Source organism: Candidatus Zixiibacteriota bacterium (assembly GCA_021159005.1).
Classification (GTDB): domain Bacteria; phylum Zixibacteria; class MSB-5A5; order UBA10806; family 4484-95; genus JAGGSN01.
Map to the genome: position 1 here is coordinate 23484 of JAGGSN010000134.1, position 20630 is coordinate 44113.

A 20630-nucleotide genomic window follows, 5' to 3' on the forward strand; every position below is an offset into this window, starting at 1 on the left:
ATGATTATCCGAATAGAGACAGTACGACCTGCGGTATCTGGTTGCCCTGAGCCAGCATCGCAGTACCAGCCTGCAATAGGATCTGTTGGCTGACAAAGGTTGACATCGTCGAAGCCATATCTGTATCGCGGATTGTGGATTCGGCTGCTGTCAGGTTCTGAGAGGCGATACGCAAGTTGGTCAAATTTGAAGCCAGGGTGTTTTTCTGGAATGAACCGAGATTACCTCTGATGTTGGTAACATCATTAATGGCTTTATCGATTACCAACAGCGCATCCTGCGCTCCCTGTGCCGTCATCACGTCGACCTCAGAAAGATTCGACCACATGGCATTGTTTGTTCCGCGGCCAAGTGTAGCGGCAGACAGATTATCAATACCTATTTTAACTGTCTGGCCATAGTTACCGCCGATCTGGAATACTAACGATCTATCGGTAGTATAGAGAGTTTCGGTGCCGCCATCTGATTTGAGGTCATAGTTTACCATGATTGATTGCGTACGGTCGGAGTTATAAACTCTGGATTCATTACCAGCTATAACAGTAGCGGATGTTCCGCCATCCAGCTGAACAGCATAAGTTCTGGCGTTAACTGTCATCAGCATATTGCCGACATTAATACCGCCCTCATAACCCTGCACTTTTTCAAAATTTACAGAGCCTCTGGTATCAGTATTGTCAGATGTATACAGGCTTACGCTGTTAGTATAAGTGGCGCTGTAGCCATAGCGAACTTCGTCAATAGTGTTGACAAAACCGTCGAAACGAACCTGAGCATCCATGCCCTTGTTTGACGACGTATCAGCTGTTAGACCAAGCACTTCGTAAGCGGTTGCATCGGTACTGACAGCCGCAGGAGCCCCGTCAAGCTTGATATAGAATGTCGACCCTTCATCCAAGCCGAAAAATTTCAGCCTTTGCTGGCCGCCGGCTGAGACAACAGTAGCTTGAATTCTTGCCGCCGCGCCAACGGAGGCATCGAATGTGCCGAAGTTTGCCGCCAGTGTAAGCGAAGCATTAAGTGTCGCTACCAAATTCGACAATGATGTGAATGTTACCGTACCGCCTGAAGCGATATCAATAGAAATAGCATTCTTAAGCTCGTTCGGGTTGCCATAACTTGATACTAAAGCGGTTAGAACGAACCGGCTGTCGGAGGTGCCGCGGTGATTAACATTAGACATTTCACCGCTAAGATCAGAATATAATGCGGCATTAATTGTCGAATTGGTGCATGATACATCACCTATCGCAAGAGAATACTGCGCTCCATTTTTAACGGTCTTGATTGCAATATTATCATTACCAGCAAGAGTTGTCAAAGAAGCCGCAACTTTACCTGCCAGATGAGCATTAGCGGCAATAGCGTTTTGAAGAGCGGCTTGAATATTACCAGCCATATCAGCGGTAGCCGCGCCAATGTTGTCTAAGTGGAATGTTATGGTTTGCATGCCGACCGGATTAGAGCCGACTTCCTGGTAGTTGATATTCCAGGTAAATGTTGCGGAAGTACCCGTTGTCCAGGCGTTTGTATCCCAGGAACCGATGACTTTAGCTTTAGCTTCAGTGGCATCGACAGCGGTATTTAGACTTAAGGTATTGCCCCAGGCATCGCGGAAATCAATGGCATCGCCAACTTTAGCTGCACCGGCGGAAGCCTGAACAACATCGATATTATGAACACCGTCAGAAAGGTTATAGGGTCCGGACACGTTTGTAAGACCTAAGGTTTCATTGTCGATAGAGGCGGTTGAGTCTGTCAACTGAGTAGCGGAGATGTTATGATTACCTTCAAGCAATTCAGAACCCGACAGAGTTAACATAGCGGTATTCTGAGAAGTAATACCCGATGTGTTTGACGCAGAGCCATCAAGCAAAGCCTTAGTGCCGAACTGGGTAGTTTTAGCGATACGAGTAATAGTGGAGATAGCGTTTGAGATTTCAGCCTGGTCGGCGGCCAACTGGTTAGTGTCGTTGAAACCTTCGTTAGCAGCATGAATTGATAATTCACGCATATTAACCAGCAGGTTGTTAATTTCATTTAAGGCGCCCTCAGCGGTTTGAATCATGTTGATTGAACCCTCTGAGTTCTGGATGGCGCGGTTTAAGCCGGCAACCTGAGCCCTGAACTGCTCGGAAATTACCAGACCGGCTGGATCATCGGCGGCTCTGTTAACACGAAAACCAGAAGACAGTTTTTCCATTGTGGAACTCATCTTACGAGTGGTGTTGGTTAAGTTTCTCCAGGCATCCAGAGCGGTGACGTTGTGATTAATTCTTAGTGCCATTTAAAATTCCTCCTTGAATTTTGTTGCAGACATCCTTTGTCTGTTTTAATCAGTTAGTTTTAAGTTTAAATACAGGGTGTTTTGTTTAGCCATACCTCCTTTTCATAAACTACATTTTAACTGAAAAAAGTTATCCTGTTTTCAATACTTATTTCGACAGAAACGGCAAAAAAGTTTAGCGATATGTGAAACAATTTGGATAAGCTTAACCTATTTAGCTGCAACGGGTTTAACAAAATCGTTCAATTCGTTCAGACGATTTCTTACTGTTTTATTAGACGCGTCTTTTAATAGAACGGTTTTATAGCCTAAAACGGCGGCTTGCATTTTCCCGAGATTAAGATAACAGTCTGACAGGCGAATCAAGGCGTCGATACTTGAGGGGTTGACTTTGAGATATACCTCATAATGTGAGATAGCCTTATTGTATTGTTTGATGTTATAATATAAATCGCCGATTGTCGCATGGACTTCATAGTCATCATATTTTTTAGAAAGGTAATGTTCGAGATATTCAATAGCCTCCGATGTTTTTTTCTGATTAATCAGGGTTATGCCGATATTTTTATAGCCGGCGACAAAATCGCTGTTTTCTTTCAGAGCAGCTTGATAGCATTCGACCGCTGAGGCATAATTTTTGGTTTTCAGATAGCAGTTACCGAGATTATTCAATATCTTGTAGTCATCCGGGCTTTGTTTATTTGAATCGATATAACTCTGCAAAGCGGTATCGAATTTGCCGAGCTTAAATAATACATCCCCTTTAGAGGCAAGAACCCGCGGCGATAAGGGCGATTTTTTCAGGCATTCATCAATATACTCAAGCAGTTCTTTCGGGCTTTTTTCGAGCGATTCGACTCCTATCATACCAATCACAGCAGATTTCTCATCGGGTTTAAGTTCTAAGACTTTATCGAAACAGTGGCGCGCCGTTTTGGAATCGTTTAAGTTTAGGCACGCCTCACCTTTAATCATCCAGATTTCCCAGTTTTCATGTTCGAAATTTACAGCCTTATCGCACTGTTCGATTGTTTTCTTATAATTGTTTTTCTCGCGATAGCATCGAGCCATTAAATAATGCATGTTTTCAAAATCATCTACATAACCTAAAGCCTTGTCAAAATATACCAGCGCTTGTTCATATTTCTCCTGGGAGAAATTTATAAAGCCCAGCGAATAATAGGCGACATGTTCGCTGGTCAGATTATTTAAAATGACTTTTATTTTATCTTTAAGGGGGGAATAAACGCTTTTTACTTTCAGGTATTTCAGGAAATATTTTTGGGCTTCGTCGTATTTTTTCATATCCATATACGCAAAGCCGAGATTGAACAGCGGGTCTAAGTAATCTTTGTTATATTCTAAGGCTTTATTGAATGTCTCAATAGCTTCCTCGTATCGCGCCAAGCCAACTAAGGCGCACCCTGCCTGGTCTAAAGCCATCATGTAAATCGGGCGTTTTTCCATATCGCTAAAACTTGTCTTATTGATAACGAATTCCGCATGTTTTAAGCATTCTTCACATTTTGATTCACCGCGGAAAAGCTGAGCCAGATTGAAATGCGCGAAAACATCATCAGGGGTTTCCTCGAGCTGTTTCAATAATAAGGCTTCCGTGCGTCTTGACTTTTTGTACATTTTTTCCTCGGAAAGCCCGTATCCGTGATGCATTACTCTAAAATCAGTTTGCTTTATCGAACCTGTCATTTTCAATTGATTATGAACGATGCCCTCATACTTAGTTCCTTTGTGGTTGCGAAACATTCTGGTTGAATGCAAATATCCTACGCGTCCTTTCTGAATTTTATTAAGTACAATAAAAGAAACGCCGTCTATGTCTTTGCGTTTGATAAGCATCTTGATTTTTTCATGTTCTTCCGGATAAAGTTCTTCATCGGCGTCAATTATCAATATCCAATCGCTTGCGGCGTAATTTATTGATTGGTTGCGGTGAAGCGAAAAATCGTTTTGCCATGGATGTTCGTATATTTTTGCGCCGTATTCGCGGGCGATATCCATAGTTCTATCGGTGGAGCCGGTATCGACTATTATTATTTCATCGACTAAATCCTTGATGGATTCCAAACAGCCGGGCAGGAAATTTTCCTCATTTTTAACTATCATGGCGGCTGATATTTTCTGCGGCTTGTCGTCGATTAGTTCGTTTAACCTATCGAGATTTTTACGGGCATATTCATTCTGCGGGTCTGCTTTGATTGTCAGTTCAAATTGATTCTTAGCGAGATCGGTCAGTCCCTGCTTTTCATAAATCACGCCGAGATTGTTTAAGGTATCGAAGTTATCCGGATGCTGAAGGAGGATTTCTTTGGCATGTTTTTCAGCAATTTCAAAGTTTTCTAATTGTCCCAAAATCATAACCCGGGCATTTTTCAGGGTCAGATAATCGGGGAATAGCTTAATGCCTTCTTCGATAATATCAAGGGCGCTGTCTTCTTTTTGATATTCAATAAACCGTTCTGCAAGTTCGACTCGATGAGGGTGATTATCAGGTTTAATATCCAGAGAACGTTTCATGTATTCCAGCGCCTGGTCTGTCTCGTTAAGTTTTAAAGCGGCCTCTCCCCCGATCCATAAAACTTCATCCAGCGATTTATAACTTTGCTTTAGATATTCATCGGTGTTGGGGTTTGTGTTGTTATGAAGCTTTTCAAATTCATCTGCATATTTTAGTGTTGTTTCGTAATCATCAATTCCCTTAGCCGCCATTATTTTGAAGAATATTAAATCGAGGTAAGTTCCTATTCGGTTTTGAGCCTTATCGATTATAGTATCGATGGCTTTGTAATCGCCAAGTTTCATGGAAGCCAACACCCATGAAAAATACACTTTAGCCGCTAATGAATTATCAGTATTGTTATCGAATTTGGAGGCTGCTTTTTTGCAATATAATACCGCTTTGCGGAAGTTGCCATTTTCAAATTTCCCGGCGATTTTCTCAATAAGCATATTTATAGTGTCGGGTTTCGGATTGTGAGATTTCGCCTTAATTTTTCTATTTTTTTTGCTCATTTAATTTACTCCGGTTCGTATTTATTTTATTCTCAGATTGAGTACTTTCAATTTTTTTTTGAAGGATTAATATTTCATCCAACTGATTATAGGTGTTGTTGAATGCGCCCGATGGTTTCTCTGTCATGCTTTTTCGCAGCGCAATAAATTCTTTGGCAAGTTTGGCGGCAATATTGAAATCATTTTTATTGATAGCCGCTATGAGTTCATAATATAGAGAATCAAGATTGTTGCCAAATTTACTTCGCGCCAAACAACATACTTTTTTAATATCGTAATAGTTGCTGTCTTCGAATAAAACTTTAATCCAGAGTTCAAAAGCTTTGGCGGCTTGTTTAAGGTTATTATCCGATAGCGCAATATTTGCGGCATGACGGCAGTTATCAACTGCTAACGAGTAGTTTTTCACTATAAAACTGTTGCTGGCAAGCTTATAAAATTTCTTGAAACCGAATTTGCTTATGCTGCCTTTTTTTAGATTGAACATATGGGAATCTCTTATCATATTTACCAAGCTGAGTAATATTATGTTTAACTATATGGTTTATATATTTATTGCTTTTTCCATTTTTCGGCGGCTTTTTCTTTTAACAATAGCATTACTATTTTTTACAGAAGTATGGGTTATATGGAAATTGCCGTGTTGTTTTCCTGTTCTAAGCCGTCCAATTCCCGGCACCTCAAATTGGCAGGAAAGGCGGTTTTTAAGTTGGCTTAAACGCTCGCTGTATTTCGGGCAATCATTGTCAATAGATTTGATTAATTTCAGCTTTTTCATAATAAACAGCAATTACACCCGGACAGCTGGTATATCTTCCTTAATTTTTTCAAATACCTCAAAAGGCCTGACATGAGCATAATCCGCCCAGACCCAAGCCGGCAGTTCCGGCATACCGGCAGGCTGAATGCGTGTAATTAAAAACAACCCGTCGCCGGCTTTGACCAAAACCCCGATTTCATTTAATATATCAACAACTGTTCCCGGCGCTATATCCTCGAATTCACTGTTAGTCATTTCAAAATGATGACCGCGCCAAATGGTTATTCTGCTTCCTTCGTAATTTGTATAAGCACCGTTTACGGGATGGGTTAATGACCTTACCAGATTATATATTTTGTTTGTGCTGTGATTCCAGTTGATATTCCCTGCAACCTTAATGTTATTAAAGTAAATTTCTTTTGATAACGGTTCGAGTATTTTGCCGCCATTTTTAATTTTATTTAGCAGTTTGAGAAGATGCCAATAATAATTAGCAAGGGTTTTTGTTTTAATCGAACGAACATCATCAAATATGTTAATTTCAACTTCGGAGAAGCTGATAACTTTAGATTGATTTTTTACCGTTTCTATTTGAGGATTATTTTTGTCATGTTCATTTGCGTATTCTAATATCAATTGGCTCTCAAATTGTGATTTGCCGTTATAAATATCAGCGGCTACATCGGTAAGAAATTCCTTAGCGTATTGACCTTTCAAGTTGCTGCCTAATACTGCAATCTTGGGGATAATCGGGATAGCCTGGTTGTCAGGCCATTCAAGTTTTATCAGGATATCTATTTGAGATATGTTTTTGGCATCACTTTTTAATGGAAGCTTAATTTGTCTGAAATCGAATTCGCCGGCCAGGGAATTAAAATCTGCAATATCAAGGGCTTTACCTGAATTCATTTCAGGTATTATTACAGCCGCCACATTAAAACCCGCTCGGCAAAGTTTTTCAAGGCAATAATAGACTGCTGACGTATTTCCGGCAAAAGCTATTTGCATCGATTTATTTTATACTTTATTTTAGATGTTTGCTTAATGTTATTAACTATTTAATTGTGTTTACGCTTTTTGTATTTTAAGCGATTTTTGAACAGGCGATTCTTGTTTAACAGGGTTATTGTTCGTCATTTCATTGACAAGTTCGGCAGAGTTCTTATTCGAAAGTTCTTTAAGAAAATTATACGCGTATTCTAAAGCAATATCATATTTGTTTTCATTCCAGAGGAGTTCGAATAAATTTAAGAATGCATCGTTAAATGTCGGAGTCGCTTCCAGCGCTTTCGAAAAACAATCCTGGCTTTTTTCGTTATCGCCTAAGGTAAAGTTGATAACTCCGAGATCGTTTAAAGCATGCGCATCAGTAGGATTTAGTTTTATAGTGTTCTCGAAGTCATGCTTTGCTTCCGAAAGACGGTTTTGCTGACTGTGAATTAATCCCAGATTAAAATGAGCATCAGCTTGAGCAGGATTTAATTCCAGTTCCTTTTTAAAATATCTCTCAGCGTTTATATAATCATTTTGTTTGGCGAATATAGTACCCAACAGATGAATAGCTTTAATATCATCTTTGTTTTCCCGGAGGTAATCCTGCAGTTTAATTTTAGCGTCATCATACTTTTGTTGGTTTAAAAGCTCAATAGCTTCATTAATAGCTTCATTAACAACAGGCGAATATTCTGCTTGTGAAAACCCGGATGACTGTTGGGTTTTTCCTCCGTCGCGGTCCACCTTAGGCGAAATACCCGACCTGCTAAGATTCTCGGTACTCATAAAAACCTCGTTTAGAATTTTAATAATTTTTCAAATACAATCCCGGTGTACTACAATTATTTATCGGGCAATAACAACTATTAATTATTATCGGCTTTTTCATAATTTAATTTACAATAAGATTGGCTCCATTATTTTGTATAGATGCCAGTCGGGTTTCCCCTTTAGTCAGAATCAGACCTGCTTACCTTTCCAATAAGTTTTTTCGCGGCAGTAACATCGATTTCATTGCCAGATCTTTCGGAAGTAACTTGCGGCAGCACAAGAAAAACTTAACAGTAGAGAACGCATTAAATTGCTAATAGGCTGAGAATAGTAATATCTTGAATTAAGCTGTTATTTTATTATCTGCTATTTTGTAGCGTATATCATAATCAGGATTATTTAGAATCAATTGAACGGCATTAAGATTTTTAGAATTTATTATAACAGGACCTTGCAAATTAATTGTCATATCTTCAGGATGCCCCCTGGGAACCGTAACAATTCCATACACATGGTAATCATTCTGGTTGTCAGATCCTTGCATCTGTCTGATATCAAAAGCGCTTATTTCTACGGAATAGTCGGGGCAAATTAATATTGGTTCAAGGATAACAAAACAGGCAATCGGATCATCTATGGATTGCAGCCACTTAAACGGTTCCGATTCGGGACGGGAGATAATAATATACCGCTGCAGGTCATTAAAGCCAAGAATAGGTCTGATAAAAGAAACAACATCGCTTTTGTTGTAGCTAATCTCTCCGAATTTGTCAGTATTAATTGTTGGCAACAATGCCTCCTATCGTAAAAAATCCATAAGCGATGGTTGAATTACTCTGGCGGCGGAAGCCAGAGCCGTTTGATAAATTATTTCGGCGTTAGCAAGTTCGGTTATAACTCGAATCATATCGGCATCCTCAACCTCCGAGAGCTGATTGGTTATCAGCAGTTCCTGATTCAGCATGTCTGTTTCGGCGCTTTCAGCTCTGATAACCCTCGAGCCAACGCTGGAACGCGAGATAAGGAGATTATCGAGAGCCTTAGTAAACACATCAAGAGTAACTTTAATCTCTTCGATATTGTTTCGAGTTAAGGCGTTTTCAAGTATTCTCACTGTTCCCAAAAGGTCGCTCGAACCAAAAATGCCCAGAGCCGAGGCGGTTCTTCCGCTATCAGCTTCGGTTATCATAAATGAACGGTCATCATACTGCGATTTGACCATGATACCGGTTCTATCATCATTAAGATAGGCTTTGGCGCCAATCCCCGAATTATTTATCATTTCCACTATATCTAAAATAGTGGCATTGGGGTCATCCTGAAGAGGCGACAGATCGATATCGACCTTTTTTACGCCGTTGTTAATTTGAATAACGCCAAGCTGTATACCGGCATTACTATTTAGCGATGCGAGTTTTGTGTGATAAGTTAGGCGGGGATTAGTATCATCGCCCAACAGGATATTATTTTCCGTACCCATCAGCAAGCCAAGGTCGTCGGCTAATGTTTCGCCAGCTGCAGATTCCAATACCTGTATATGGAGCGGCTGCAAATCAGTACCCTGCATAACTGCATTCACGGTGCCTTTAATACCCAAGTCGGCGGCGGTAGTTCCGTTTGAGAACTCATCGATTATTAAATCTCGCGGAATGGCGCTTGTGTCGGTAATAACGATTTTGTTGTCATCCGGGTCTATTGAAGCTGTAACATTCATTATACCAGCGGCAGGCAGCTGGGCATTGATAATATTAATAGCATCATTAAGGTCGGCAGCTCCCGAAAGATCAATATTAGCGGTGAGTGGTCCCGGAATGCCGGTAGAAATAGTAATATCCGTTCCAGCCGCCGTTGAAATGCCGCTGCCGCCATTCAGCATCGAAATCGGGGTGTTTAATGTCAAATGATGAGCAGTAGTGTCTTCCAACTGCAAGCCCGACCCGCTACCGGCAATAGAGGCGATTAAGTTGGGGATTGCGGTCGTAATGTTAATCTCATCGAGAATCTGCTGAATGTTATTAATATTGCCGCTTAAATCGACATCATACGAACCGTTTAAGGTATTAATAGTAATATGGCCGGCACCCATATTTACACCCGCACCGGCATTAAGTTCGGTAAGCCAGAGGTTGGGCTGCAAGCCCGGATTCAAGTCGAAATTTTCACCGAGGACGGTTACTCGTTTAGTCATAAACTCAGAACCGAACGAGTTTATGTTCAGATAAGAGTTTTTATCGGTTTCAATCATAATATCTTGGTAATCGCCCTGATAAATTATTCCGCCGTCAGCAGCAAGGATCGGGGGCAAATCCATTTTTGATCCGCCAAAAATATAATTTCCCTGATACTGTGAGTTTACCGCTTCTAACATCCTGCTGAAAATATCACTAACCGTTTCAGCCCCCGCGATTCGGGCAGCTTCATCATAGGTATCATTGCTTAATTGAACAGCAATATCATTAGCGTTAATAATCAGGTCGTTAATGCTGCTTAGAGCCATGTCGGAATACGACAGCCATGATTTGGAATGACGTATATTGGAATTAAACTGGGCAATATCAGACAGTCTGAACCGATAGTTCAAGTCATCGATTATCCCCAAGGGATCATCCGAGGGTCTATTAATCCGTCTTCCGGAGGAGGAAGCTGTTTGTAAATCCAACAATCGGGTAGTTGCCCTGGTAAGGTTGAACAATACCCTGTCAGACATCATTTTACTTGATACTCGCATGATTCATCTCCAGCTATATAAATTTATTATGCTCTTCTTCATTTTATCGGAACATTTTATTTTTTCTCTATTCGTTTAGCCTTTAAAATTTTAGCGACTTCAAACAAATCTTCTTTCAGCGCCAATGACGCAGATTTGTTTTCCTCTTGAATTCGCTTAAATACTTCCTCACGATGAATGGAGACTTTTTCAGGGGCAATTATTCCAAGTTTCACCTGATTGCCGGACATGGCAATAACAGTTACTTTAATATCGTTATCGATAGTAATCGATTCGCCTAACTTCCTTGTCAGGATTAACACTTCATACTCCTATTATATTTATTAACAATTAACTAACCCATATTATTTATAATGGTATTTAACGCATCATCCATAGCGGTTATCACTCTGGCCGCTGCTTCATAAGCATGTTCATATTTTATCATATTCGTCATTTCTTCATCAAGAGAAACACCCTCAAGAGATTGTTTGCTGTTTTCAATATGGAAGACTAGTGCTGTTTGATTTTCAGCCATGTTTAAAGCTTCATTCGTCTTGATGCCAATTATGCCAACTATAGAGTTGTAAAAATCGTTGATAGTTGCAGTGCCGTTATTCATAACAAGTTCATGTCTCAAGCCGGCAATTCTCAGGGCATTCGAGTTGTCGCCGGTTTCGCCATTTAAGGAGGCTGAGATATATCCCTCATCGGCAATAATCAAATCATCAAGCTTGATATCGGCGGCGCCTGTCGTATCAGGATCGAAAAAGCAAATATTAGTTTCGCCGTTTAAGCTGTAGCCGTCTTTATGCAGTTCATTAAGTTGTTCCACAAGCGATAGAGCCAGCTGGTCTAGTTCGGCAAGGCGTTCAGGCACTATTTCATCTCTTGTCTCGATATATCCGGCAAGTTTTCCGTTAACAATTTCCGGGCTAATCGGGGAATTGGCAAATTTAATATCATGAATCACCGTAGTGCCGGTATCTCTTACAGATAATTCGAGATTTGAAACCGTGTTGCCGTCAACAAAAGCCATAGAGCCGACAAATACCGTATAATTTCCGTTGGGCTGTTCCAAAACTTCTACATTGATATAATCAGATAGTTCATCCACCAGTAAGTCGCGGCGGTCGCGAAGGTCGTTAGCTTGATGGCCTGAAAGTTCGGCTGTTTGAATCGTTTCGTTCAAAGATGCCAGCTGATTGGCAATTTCATTGATATATTCGACGCTTTTTTGTATGTCATCGTCAATAGATTTCTGCAAATCAGTCATTTGATTATTCATTTGATGTAAGCCATTAATTAGCAGGTTTGCCTGTTCTCTAACAGCGGATCGAGCAGCCATGCTGTCCGGCGAGATTGATAAATCCTGCCACGAGTTCCAGAAATCTTCCAGCAGAGAGCCAAAGCCGTTATCGGATGGTTCAACGAAGATTCTTTCAACTTGCTCCCAACTATATGAAAGCGTTTGCCATCGTCCCATACGCTGCGTTTCCTGACGGAACTGTTCATCCAGAAAATACGACCGTATTCGCCGGACAGAGTCGACTTTCACACCGGTTCCGAATTGCATTCTATTGGAATCGAAAGGCTGAGTTGAAATCATCATTGCCTGCTGCCGCGTGAAGCCCGGCGTATTGACATTGGCAATATTATGGCCGTTAGTGTTAAGCGCATATTGCGCTGACAAAAGAGCTCTTCTCCCGATTTCAAGTCCGATATTTACACCATACATAATAATCTTCCTTAGACTGAATGGTTAATAATACTGCCCTCATAGACTCCAGTCTTGTTGGGCCCGGGTTTATTATAAATAGGCGAAGGACGGCCGTTGATAATTCTTATCGACTCGGAAATTAATTTTCGTGATTTGTCTATCAATATTTTATTCCGCATGCTTTTTTCTTCAATCCGTTTATGAGCATCAATGATAGACTCTCGCAATAATACTAATCGGTTGCTGGAGACATTATCCAGTTGGGGCAGCAAATCGCGCAAAGTTATGTTTTCTTCCTCGTTAAGATTACAATTCTTAATGTTTTCCTTTAAGATTAACATCCTTCTTTTTTCAAGATCATTAGCTTTGATGCTTAGCAGATCCAGTTCATTATCGGTTTTATTCAAATCGGCAATGTTTCTGCTAATTATCTGCTTATGCTGGTCATCAAGCAAAATGAGAAACTTATTAAATGTCTCAAGCTCCTGATCTAATATGTCCACCAGTTTTTTCATAGTTTCTTTCACCTATATTTTTATCGGGATTTTTTGAAATTCATTAACCCTTTTAGATTAGCCATGATATTGCTGACATATTTTTCAGTTTCCTCATAAGGAGGAATTCCATCATATTTATTAACAGCTTCTGTTCCTGCATTATAAGCCGCCAATGCTTTGCCCACATCGCCTTTGAATCTTTTCAATAGGGACGCTAAATATTTTACTCCGCCAAAGATGTTTTGTTTAATATCAAAGGGGTCTTTTACGCCAAGCATTTTAGCTGTTGGGTCCATTAGTTGCATCAGTCCCTTGGCTCCTTTGGAGGATACCGCATTAGGGTTGCCGCCCGATTCCTGCATCATAACAGCCGTAACCAGCTTGGGGTCGATTTTATTAATATTAGCCGCCTGAATTATTGTTTTGCTGATCAGGCTGATTTCATTGCCTTGCTTGTAAGTTTTATCTGTTTCGGTTTTAGTTTTTATAATTGGCTTATATGCGATTGATTTATCAAGCTGGTCTAATAGATTTCCGTTTTTATCGGAGGATATATTATCATTATAGCTTTTAAACAACATATCGCCAATACCGAGAGGGCTGGATTCAGCCATTTTATCCGCTAATCCTTCATCGAACATCTGCATGTATGTATCAGCGCCCAACCCCTCGCCGAAAAGCGAAGACTTTGAAGAAGCCGACCGCATGGTTTTCAACATGTAGAAAAGGAATAGAGACTCGAATTGCTGGCAGGCTTTTTTAAGTCTTACAATTCTTGCCTGCTTTTCTTTATCATCGATGACCCCGGTTTGCGGTCCCGAATAAACTTTATCTATCGCAGTGATAACCATTTTCTTAAATACCTATAAAATTACTAGCTCTGCTCTTAATGCCCCAATTGCTTTAAGGGCTTGAAAAATTGCAATAATATCCCTGGGAGTTGCGCCGATTTCATTAAGGGCAGCCGCCAGATTGCCAATATTGGCCTGGTTTTCAATATATAGTATTCGGGCTGGTTCCGCCTCAACATTAATTTCAGCTTCGCGTGTTAATACCGTTTTTCCCTGTGAAAAAGGTTCCGGCTGGGAAACAAGCGGTGTTGCCTTAATCTCAATATTGAGACTGCCGTGAGCCAGCATCACAGCTGAAATAGTTACGTTTTGTCCGGCGGCAATGGTGCCGGTTTTTTCATTGATAGCCACGCGCGCCGGCACATCCGGCTCAATTTCAAGTTTTTCCACTTCGGCAAAGAACCTAACCAGCTCGCCGGAGTTCTTCAATGAATCGGGAATAGTGATTTCAATATTAGCCTCATCGGAGGCATAAGCTTTAACATATTTGAACTTATTATTAATTGCGTTGGCCAGTCTATTGGCAGTTGTGAAATCCGGTATTTCCAGATGAAGCTTGACCGCGCCAATATTCTCATCACCGGCAATTTGCTTTTCGACTGTAGCGCCGTCGGGAATCCTGCCGACAAGAGTGTAATTATTACGAAACTGGTCGCCCATGCCTGTGCTGATATTAAAACCTCCGATTGAGATTGGCCCCTGAGAAACAGCATATACATCCCCCGAGGCATCCGCCAGCGGCGTGTATAAAAGCGTTCCTCCCTGAAGCGAGGTGGCATCGCCCATCGAGGAAACCATGACATCAACTCTTGAACCGCTTGACATATAAGGAGTGAGTTCGACAGTTACCATAACGGCGGCAACATTTTTAACTTTTACCTGTCCCGGATCGACAGTAACTCCCATTCTCTCCATCATATTAACAAGCGATTGAATCGTAAAGCGGGTAGATTTTGAATCGCCAGTTCCGTCAAGACCGACAACCAGTCCATACCCGAAAAGCGGCACGGTATTTTCCAATTGAAATCGCGAAATATCTTTAACGCGAACTTTACCAGCCGTTAAGCCAACGCTTAAAGATAGTATTAATATGACTACCACTATTGAATAAAAATATTTTCTCATATTAAAAAATCCAATTTAGAACTCTGGTTATAATTCCGGGACGCTGCCCTTCGGTAACGGTCCCCTTCCCTTTGGATGATATTTTTGCATCCGCTATCTGATATGAGTAAATCGTATTGTTATTGTTAATATCACGCGGTCTTACAACACCCGACAGGAAATATGTTTCTTCCTCATTATTAATTGTAACCACGCGGCTGCCTTCTATTACCAAGTCGCCGTTTTCCTTAGCGGCAATCACGGTTGCTGTCAGTTTTGCTCTAAGGGCTCCGTACTTTTCAGTTTGTCCTTGCCCGTCAAATTTTACTTCATTGCCGCCGGCAGCATCATACAAACGGACAAACTCAAACGGTCCGAGGCTGCCCGAGGCGTTCATTTTGGTATCGGTTTTTTTCTTGGTTGTGGTTTTAGCTTTGTTTACAGCTCGCGAATCCTCAACTATCAGCACTGTAAGCAGGTCGCCAACTTTGAAAGCCTTGATATCAGTATAGATTGAACGCTGCTTCGCCTCATTAGCCAAGGCCGGATTGAAAGCATTCAGGCAAATAATCATTATTAAACTAAGCGGTATTCTCATCAGGACTCCTTTATTTTAATGCCACAGTAGTCGAATCGATTATTTTAGCTCTAATAATTTTCTTTGAGCCAATATTGACTACTCGAATTATATCTCCAATACCGCCTCTTTGTCTGGCAATTCCATTGGCTGTGATTTTAATAGACCCTTTTTCAAAGATTATATTGACATTATCACCGGGTTTGACAATCGGTACGTTTTCAATCATGGCGGGATATATCATAGAACCGGCAGGAATATGCATCTTTGCCTGCATCCCATCCAATTTGGCTGGATCGACAATAGGCAGCATGCCTTTGTTAGTAATCAGCCTTTTATCCATTTTTAGCTCTTTAAATATCTCGCCGGCATTAACCTGTTCGGTTGTTGTCAGAGCCTCAACCATCAAAGAAACGCCAATCGATACCGGCACCGCTTTAATAAGATTATTGTCATTATAAACACCAAGAGTAAAAACCGTATTGCCAAGCGGTGAGTCTTTACCGATTCGAAATACTCGAACGCTATCGAATTCGTCTGGGAAAAGGTTCCAATTGATGCGTCTGAAATCGAATTGGTAATTGGCGTTTTCGACGCTGAAATTGATTTCGATATACGATGCTACAGCCTCCTCAACTCTTTCGGAAACCGTAGAACAAGTAATCGCTAAAGCTAATAATAAAGCTAACATCATATTCTACCGTTTAAGATTATTTGCAATTTGCGTCATCTCTTCCGAGGTTTGAATTGCCTTCGAGTTTATCTCGTAAGCCCGCTGAGCCACAATCATATTTACCATTTCCTCGACAATATCAACATTAGACATTTCGAGGTATCCCTGATTAATCCTGCCAAATCCCTCAACCGAAGGATTGCCAAGAATCGGATCGCCGGATGCCGATGAACCTGTATATAGATTATGTCCTATTGACCGCAAGCCGGCAGGATTTATAAATTTAGCCAGTTCAAACTGCCCCATTTCCTGCGGTTCGGCATCGCCGGGAATAAACACGGATAGAATGCCATCAGCCGAGATGCTTATATCGGCGGCATCGGCTGGAATGGTAATGTTCGGTTGAAGATAAAAGCCGTCACTGGTAACAACTTGGCCATCGGCACTTATCTTTAAGGCGCCGTCACGAGTGTAAGCCATCGTGCCATCCGGCATTAAAACCTGAAGGAATCCCTGTCCCTCGATTGCCAAATCGAGAGGATTGCCGCTTTGCTGAAGGCTTCCCATAGTAAATGATCTTTGAGTAGCGGCCGGACGAGTGCCATAGCCTACCTCAAGACTGACAGGAACTTTCGAACCTGCCGCTGATTCGGTTCCGGCGGCTCGGAGCCTTTGATAGAGGATATCCTGAAACTCGATTTTTGATTTTTTAAAGCCGACAGTATTAACATTCGACAGATTATTCGCGATAACATCGACATTCATCTGCTGGGCAACCATCCCCGATGCCGCAGTTCTCATTGCTTTAATCATGATTTTCTCCTTTATCTAACGCGACCTAATTCATTAACAGCTTTATTCAGTGTTTCGTCCTGGGTTTGAATAGCTTTCTGACCGGTTTCATACGCCCTGAATGAAATCATCATATCTACCATTTGATCGATTATATTTACATTTGACGATTCGACATATCCTTGAAGGACTTCATAATTGTCAGCTTTGACCGGTTTCACATTATCGGCGCCGGCAGTTAGATAGCCATAATCAGTTTTATTCAGGTTATATGGTTTGGCAAAATCGACTACCTTCATTTTAGCGATGGATTCTCCATCAGAAGAAACAAAGCCATCACTACTAATACTGATTTCATCACCCGATATATTTATAGGGCCGGCCTCGGAAAGAACCGGGTTGTTGTTGCCGTCAACTAATGTTCCCTCAGGCGTCAATGAGAATACGCCACAGCGCGTATAACGTTCGCCCGCAGGAGTCTGGACCACAAAAAAGCCGTCGCCGTTGATGGCAGTATCTAAAGAGCGTTCTGTTTTTTCAAGACTGCCCTGAGAATAGTCGATATAGACATCATCAACCATGGGTATTTCCCAATCGAGGTCGGTTACTAAGCCGTCTTCCGCTTTATTGAGTTCATGCAGGAATACGCTGTCTTTTTTAAATCCAACTGTTTTAGCATTAGCCATGTTGTTAGCAAAGACTTCCTGCTTCAACACGCGCGGCAGCATCCCGGAGCTTGATGTGTAAATTCCTTTAATCATAAAGATTCATCTCCTTATCTAATTATCCAGTTGTTAACTATGCAAACTTTATGCCTGATGGAAATAGAGAGCTATCCACCAGATGTGAAATTGTACGGTTTTTTAATATAACTATATGAATTATAATATGTTGGCTTTTATAGAAATACTGCAATTACATTGATTAAGCAATTTAGTCGGTGCACAGCAAATATAAAAAGGGGAATTTATATCACTTTATGCAGGGATAATATTTCCTGTTAATTTGATACGAATGTAACTTGGCCCTGGCTGATTTTTAGAGTGCAGTTTTTAAGCGTTTTGTTGAATTCTTTTTTGAGCAAACCGATTTGTACGGTTGTTCCCGGATAGACATTACCTGTAACAATTATTTTAGCATTTTTATTTTCATTAAGCTGACGGTTAATTTCTTCTTTGCGTTCCTCGAGTTTTATTGTCTGATTGGGTATACCATCGCGATGGTCTTTTAGTTGCTTGAGAGCGTCTTTTTGTTGTTTGCTAAGCTTGTTTTCTATCTCAAGCCGGACCAGGGAATACATGGTTTTGGAGATTTTTTCGGTATCATTATTGAGCCGTTCGATTTCTTCATCGATTTCATCCAGCTCTTTGACTAATTTAGAACTATAGCCAACTCTCACCAGCGTAGGAGTACCGAATTCAGAGCCAATAGTGCCCGCTTTAATAGTATTCACTGCAGTAATGCTTCCGCCGACAATGATTGCTTTATTGCCTTCAATTATTACACTATTTCCAGCGTGGATTGTGGCATTCATAGCGCCGCCCCCAACATGCACCTCATTGCCTGCTTCAATTGATTGATTTTCAACATATTTTACAAAGACATCTTCCTTAGCTTTAATAGTTCCCTTTCCGGAACCTACGAAGCCGCCTTTCGCAATAACAGAACCTCCGCAATTAATCTCGGCATCTTCAATATTTTTTCCAATTTCAATACTTCCCCCAGCCTTAATTGTAAAACCGGCTTTGACACCTCCGGAGATTTTAAGATTGCCAACGAAATCGATATTGCCTGTTGACATATCAACATCAGAATGAACAGAAAAGACATCATCTATTAATACCAAATTGTTAGCAAAGGAAATGGAGCCATCTTTAGAGGCAATTAATAAATCGGGGTCATCGGGTGAAATCTCAGTATTTTTACCTTTTGGCAATGCACGGTCTTTTCCCGGCTGGCCTTCGATTGTATTTCCAGCAACATCTGTGCCCGGTTTTCCTGGTTTAGTCGGTATCTTTTTAGCCAGCGGCTGACCCTTGACAGCATTTTTTATAATGTTTAGATCCTTGTAGTCAATGAAACCGTCATCGTCGACAGTAGGCGTTTTATCATTTGAGGTGTCAAACAGCAACTCAAATTCAGCATCATTGCCTTTTTCGGGAAGCGTACCCCGGGCAATTTCAAATGGTTTATCGAAAATCGGGTTGCCCGCAGCCAGACTTGATATTTTATCACTATTGATGCCGTGCTTCACGCCCGCTTCGTTCAAGACTGCTATCAGTTCGTTTTCCTCAAAGTTAAATGCTAAGTTTTTATCAGCCTTGCTGTCTTTTTCGAGAATCAAATGAGCATGCATTTTATCTGGCGATATATTTACAGTAAATATAAAATCCTTTTTTTTCACCTTTTGAGATGCGGCTGTTCCATTTTGAGTTTGTGCTGATTGTACCATAATTCTAACTACCTATTTTTAAATTGGCTGTTTTATTCTTTTTTGACGCTAATTGTCTCCAATAAGCCCTTTCGATAATTAAAGATATTTCATAACTTTTAAAAGGTTTGGTTACATACTCGTCAGCGCCGAGCATTAAAGCCTCTTTAACTGTGTAGGCATCGCCATAACCGGTCATCATAATCATAGCAGTATCAGGCCATTTCTGTTTGATGATTTTGAGAAGATCGAAACCGCTTATCTCTGGCATTTTAACATCAGATAGAACTATATCGAAGTCTGTATTTTCTAATTCCTCCAAAGCCTCTTTAGAAGATGCGGCTAATGATATTTGATAGCCTTCCTGTTCGAGAATTTTCAGAAGCAAATTTCGCATAAGGGCTTCATCATCTACAACTAATATCCTGATGTCATCTTTCATCCTGCTCTCCAAGTTGAAAATTAATTAATAGTGCTGCAGTTATATTATTCGAGTTAATATATATTTATAAATATATTAACTGCATTCTTTATAATATTTATCGATACTTAATCACTATAGTTTAATAAAATAATAGTGTTTCATTTCCTCAAATATAATTATCTATATAATATTTCATATTTAAATAACCCAAATATTATGCAATTTTGCGGCTTTTTTCAATAATATTAACTCCTTATTCAAACAACTAAATCAAGTTGAGTAACTTTAGTTATTTTTCGGCTTATTTCATCAAATGTGAATGGCTTCATTAAGAAATCGTCAATTCCATACTTGTTTATATCGATTCCGGCATCGGCAAGATTGACTCCTGCGGTCATTATCACAGGAGCATATTCTTGTTTTTCTCTGATATGGACAGCTAATTCTAATCCATTCATCTCGGGCATGCTCAAGTCAATAATGAACAAATCGAACTTACGATTAGCCATAAGTTTCATCGCTTCGATAGCGCTGTTTGCTTTAAATACTTCAAAGTCCAATTTTTCCAGCATGCTAGCGAATACATCAAGAATGTTCGGTTCATCATCAACAATCAATACAACAGGGTTCATATTAACCTCAGAAATCTCCCAGAGATTCCTGTTTTACTTTTTTAAGCATTTCCAAAATTTTTTGGCTGTCATTTAAAATCGTATTGAGTGAGTTTTCAATATTTGAGACTGTTTCGGAATCGTTTTTAATATCCATTTCCTCAGTTAGGATGTCTTTTTTCTGTCTTTCCGACTTAGCGGCGCGAAGGATATATCCCATGTTTTTTACAGCCAGAGTAGCTTGATTCACAAGCTGACCCAACTTATTGTTAACATCCGGCGCTATTTCCTTTCGAAACGACATCTTTGCGGCGGCCACAGCAATATTTAGCGCCAATACTTGAATCTGTTCTGATACAGATTCTACTGTTTTAATTAGATTTTCTCTATGTTCTGTCATAA

21 protein-coding genes are annotated in these 20630 nt (G+C 40.5%); all 21 read right to left on the bottom strand.

The features are described 5' to 3' along the window. Nucleotides 1-4 precede the first annotated feature (4 nt). Nucleotides 5-2287 (bottom strand): hypothetical protein, encoded by a 2283-nt coding sequence (locus J7K40_08480; protein MCD6162432.1) that lies wholly within the window; start codon nt 2285-2287, stop codon nt 5-7. A 210-nt stretch (nt 2288-2497) separates the two neighbouring features. Next, nucleotides 2498-5317 (bottom strand): tetratricopeptide repeat protein, encoded by a 2820-nt coding sequence (locus J7K40_08485; protein MCD6162433.1) that lies wholly within the window; start codon nt 5315-5317, stop codon nt 2498-2500. After that, on the bottom strand, nt 5301-5804 hold the full coding sequence (locus J7K40_08490; protein MCD6162434.1) for a hypothetical protein: 504 nt from the start codon (nt 5802-5804) through the stop codon (nt 5301-5303). Before J7K40_08490 ends, J7K40_08485 begins: the two co-directional genes overlap by 17 nt. 57 nt (nt 5805-5861) lie before the next feature. Continuing rightward, complete coding sequence (locus J7K40_08495) at nt 5862-6095, bottom strand: hypothetical protein (GenBank protein ID MCD6162435.1); 234 nt, start codon at nt 6093-6095, stop codon at nt 5862-5864. A gap of 12 nt (nt 6096-6107) precedes the next feature. Further along, entirely contained in the window at nt 6108-7085 is a 978-nt protein-coding gene (locus tag J7K40_08500) for a hypothetical protein (protein MCD6162436.1), read from the bottom strand. A 60-nt stretch (nt 7086-7145) separates the two neighbouring features. Then, nucleotides 7146-7856 carry a tetratricopeptide repeat protein gene (locus tag J7K40_08505; protein MCD6162437.1) on the bottom strand — a complete coding sequence of 237 codons (711 nt, stop codon included), beginning with the start codon at nt 7854-7856 and terminating at the stop codon, nt 7146-7148. Nucleotides 7857-8184: 328 nt separating this feature from the next. Further along, nucleotides 8185-8631: a flagellar assembly protein FliW gene (fliW, locus tag J7K40_08510; protein ID MCD6162438.1), complete on the bottom strand. Its 447-nt coding sequence runs from the start codon at nt 8629-8631 to the stop codon at nt 8185-8187. A gap of 9 nt (nt 8632-8640) precedes the next feature. Then, a complete protein-coding gene (flgL, locus tag J7K40_08515) occupies nt 8641-10569 on the bottom strand; it encodes a flagellar hook-associated protein FlgL (protein ID MCD6162439.1) in 1929 nt (642 codons plus the stop codon). 56 nt (nt 10570-10625) lie between these two features. After that, complete coding sequence (csrA, locus tag J7K40_08520; GenBank protein MCD6162440.1) at nt 10626-10871, bottom strand: carbon storage regulator CsrA; 246 nt, start codon at nt 10869-10871, stop codon at nt 10626-10628. A 32-nt stretch (nt 10872-10903) separates the two neighbouring features. Beyond that, nucleotides 10904-12286 (bottom strand): flagellar hook-associated protein FlgK, encoded by a 1383-nt coding sequence (gene flgK / locus J7K40_08525; protein ID MCD6162441.1) that lies wholly within the window; start codon nt 12284-12286, stop codon nt 10904-10906. A gap of 11 nt (nt 12287-12297) precedes the next feature. Then, nucleotides 12298-12783, bottom strand: a complete 486-nt coding sequence (flgN, locus tag J7K40_08530) for a flagellar export chaperone FlgN (protein ID MCD6162442.1) — start codon at nt 12781-12783, stop codon at nt 12298-12300. 20 nt (nt 12784-12803) lie between these two features. Beyond that, complete coding sequence (locus tag J7K40_08535) at nt 12804-13412, bottom strand: lytic transglycosylase domain-containing protein (protein ID MCD6162443.1); 609 nt, start codon at nt 13410-13412, stop codon at nt 12804-12806. A 216-nt stretch (nt 13413-13628) separates the two neighbouring features. Further along, on the bottom strand, nt 13629-14741 hold the full coding sequence (locus tag J7K40_08540; protein MCD6162444.1) for a flagellar basal body P-ring protein FlgI: 1113 nt from the start codon (nt 14739-14741) through the stop codon (nt 13629-13631). Between the two features lies 1 nt (nt 14742). Then, a complete protein-coding gene (locus J7K40_08545) occupies nt 14743-15318 on the bottom strand; it encodes a flagellar basal body L-ring protein FlgH (protein MCD6162445.1) in 576 nt (191 codons plus the stop codon). 10 nt (nt 15319-15328) lie between these two features. After that, on the bottom strand, nt 15329-15991 hold the full coding sequence (gene flgA / locus J7K40_08550) for a flagellar basal body P-ring formation protein FlgA (protein ID MCD6162446.1): 663 nt from the start codon (nt 15989-15991) through the stop codon (nt 15329-15331). A 3-nt stretch (nt 15992-15994) separates the two neighbouring features. Continuing rightward, complete coding sequence (flgG, locus tag J7K40_08555; GenBank protein MCD6162447.1) at nt 15995-16783, bottom strand: flagellar basal-body rod protein FlgG; 789 nt, start codon at nt 16781-16783, stop codon at nt 15995-15997. A gap of 11 nt (nt 16784-16794) precedes the next feature. Then, a complete protein-coding gene (gene flgF / locus J7K40_08560) occupies nt 16795-17523 on the bottom strand; it encodes a flagellar basal-body rod protein FlgF (GenBank protein ID MCD6162448.1) in 729 nt (242 codons plus the stop codon). A gap of 239 nt (nt 17524-17762) precedes the next feature. Beyond that, nucleotides 17763-19214, bottom strand: a complete 1452-nt coding sequence (locus J7K40_08565) for a DUF342 domain-containing protein (protein ID MCD6162449.1) — start codon at nt 19212-19214, stop codon at nt 17763-17765. Between the two features lie 4 nt (nt 19215-19218). Further along, on the bottom strand, nt 19219-19635 hold the full coding sequence (locus J7K40_08570; GenBank protein MCD6162450.1) for a response regulator: 417 nt from the start codon (nt 19633-19635) through the stop codon (nt 19219-19221). 239 nt (nt 19636-19874) lie between these two features. Then, nucleotides 19875-20249 (bottom strand): response regulator, encoded by a 375-nt coding sequence (locus tag J7K40_08575; GenBank protein ID MCD6162451.1) that lies wholly within the window; start codon nt 20247-20249, stop codon nt 19875-19877. 7 nt (nt 20250-20256) lie between these two features. Then, a complete protein-coding gene (locus J7K40_08580) occupies nt 20257-20628 on the bottom strand; it encodes a hypothetical protein (protein ID MCD6162452.1) in 372 nt (123 codons plus the stop codon). Nucleotides 20629-20630 lie beyond the last annotated feature (2 nt).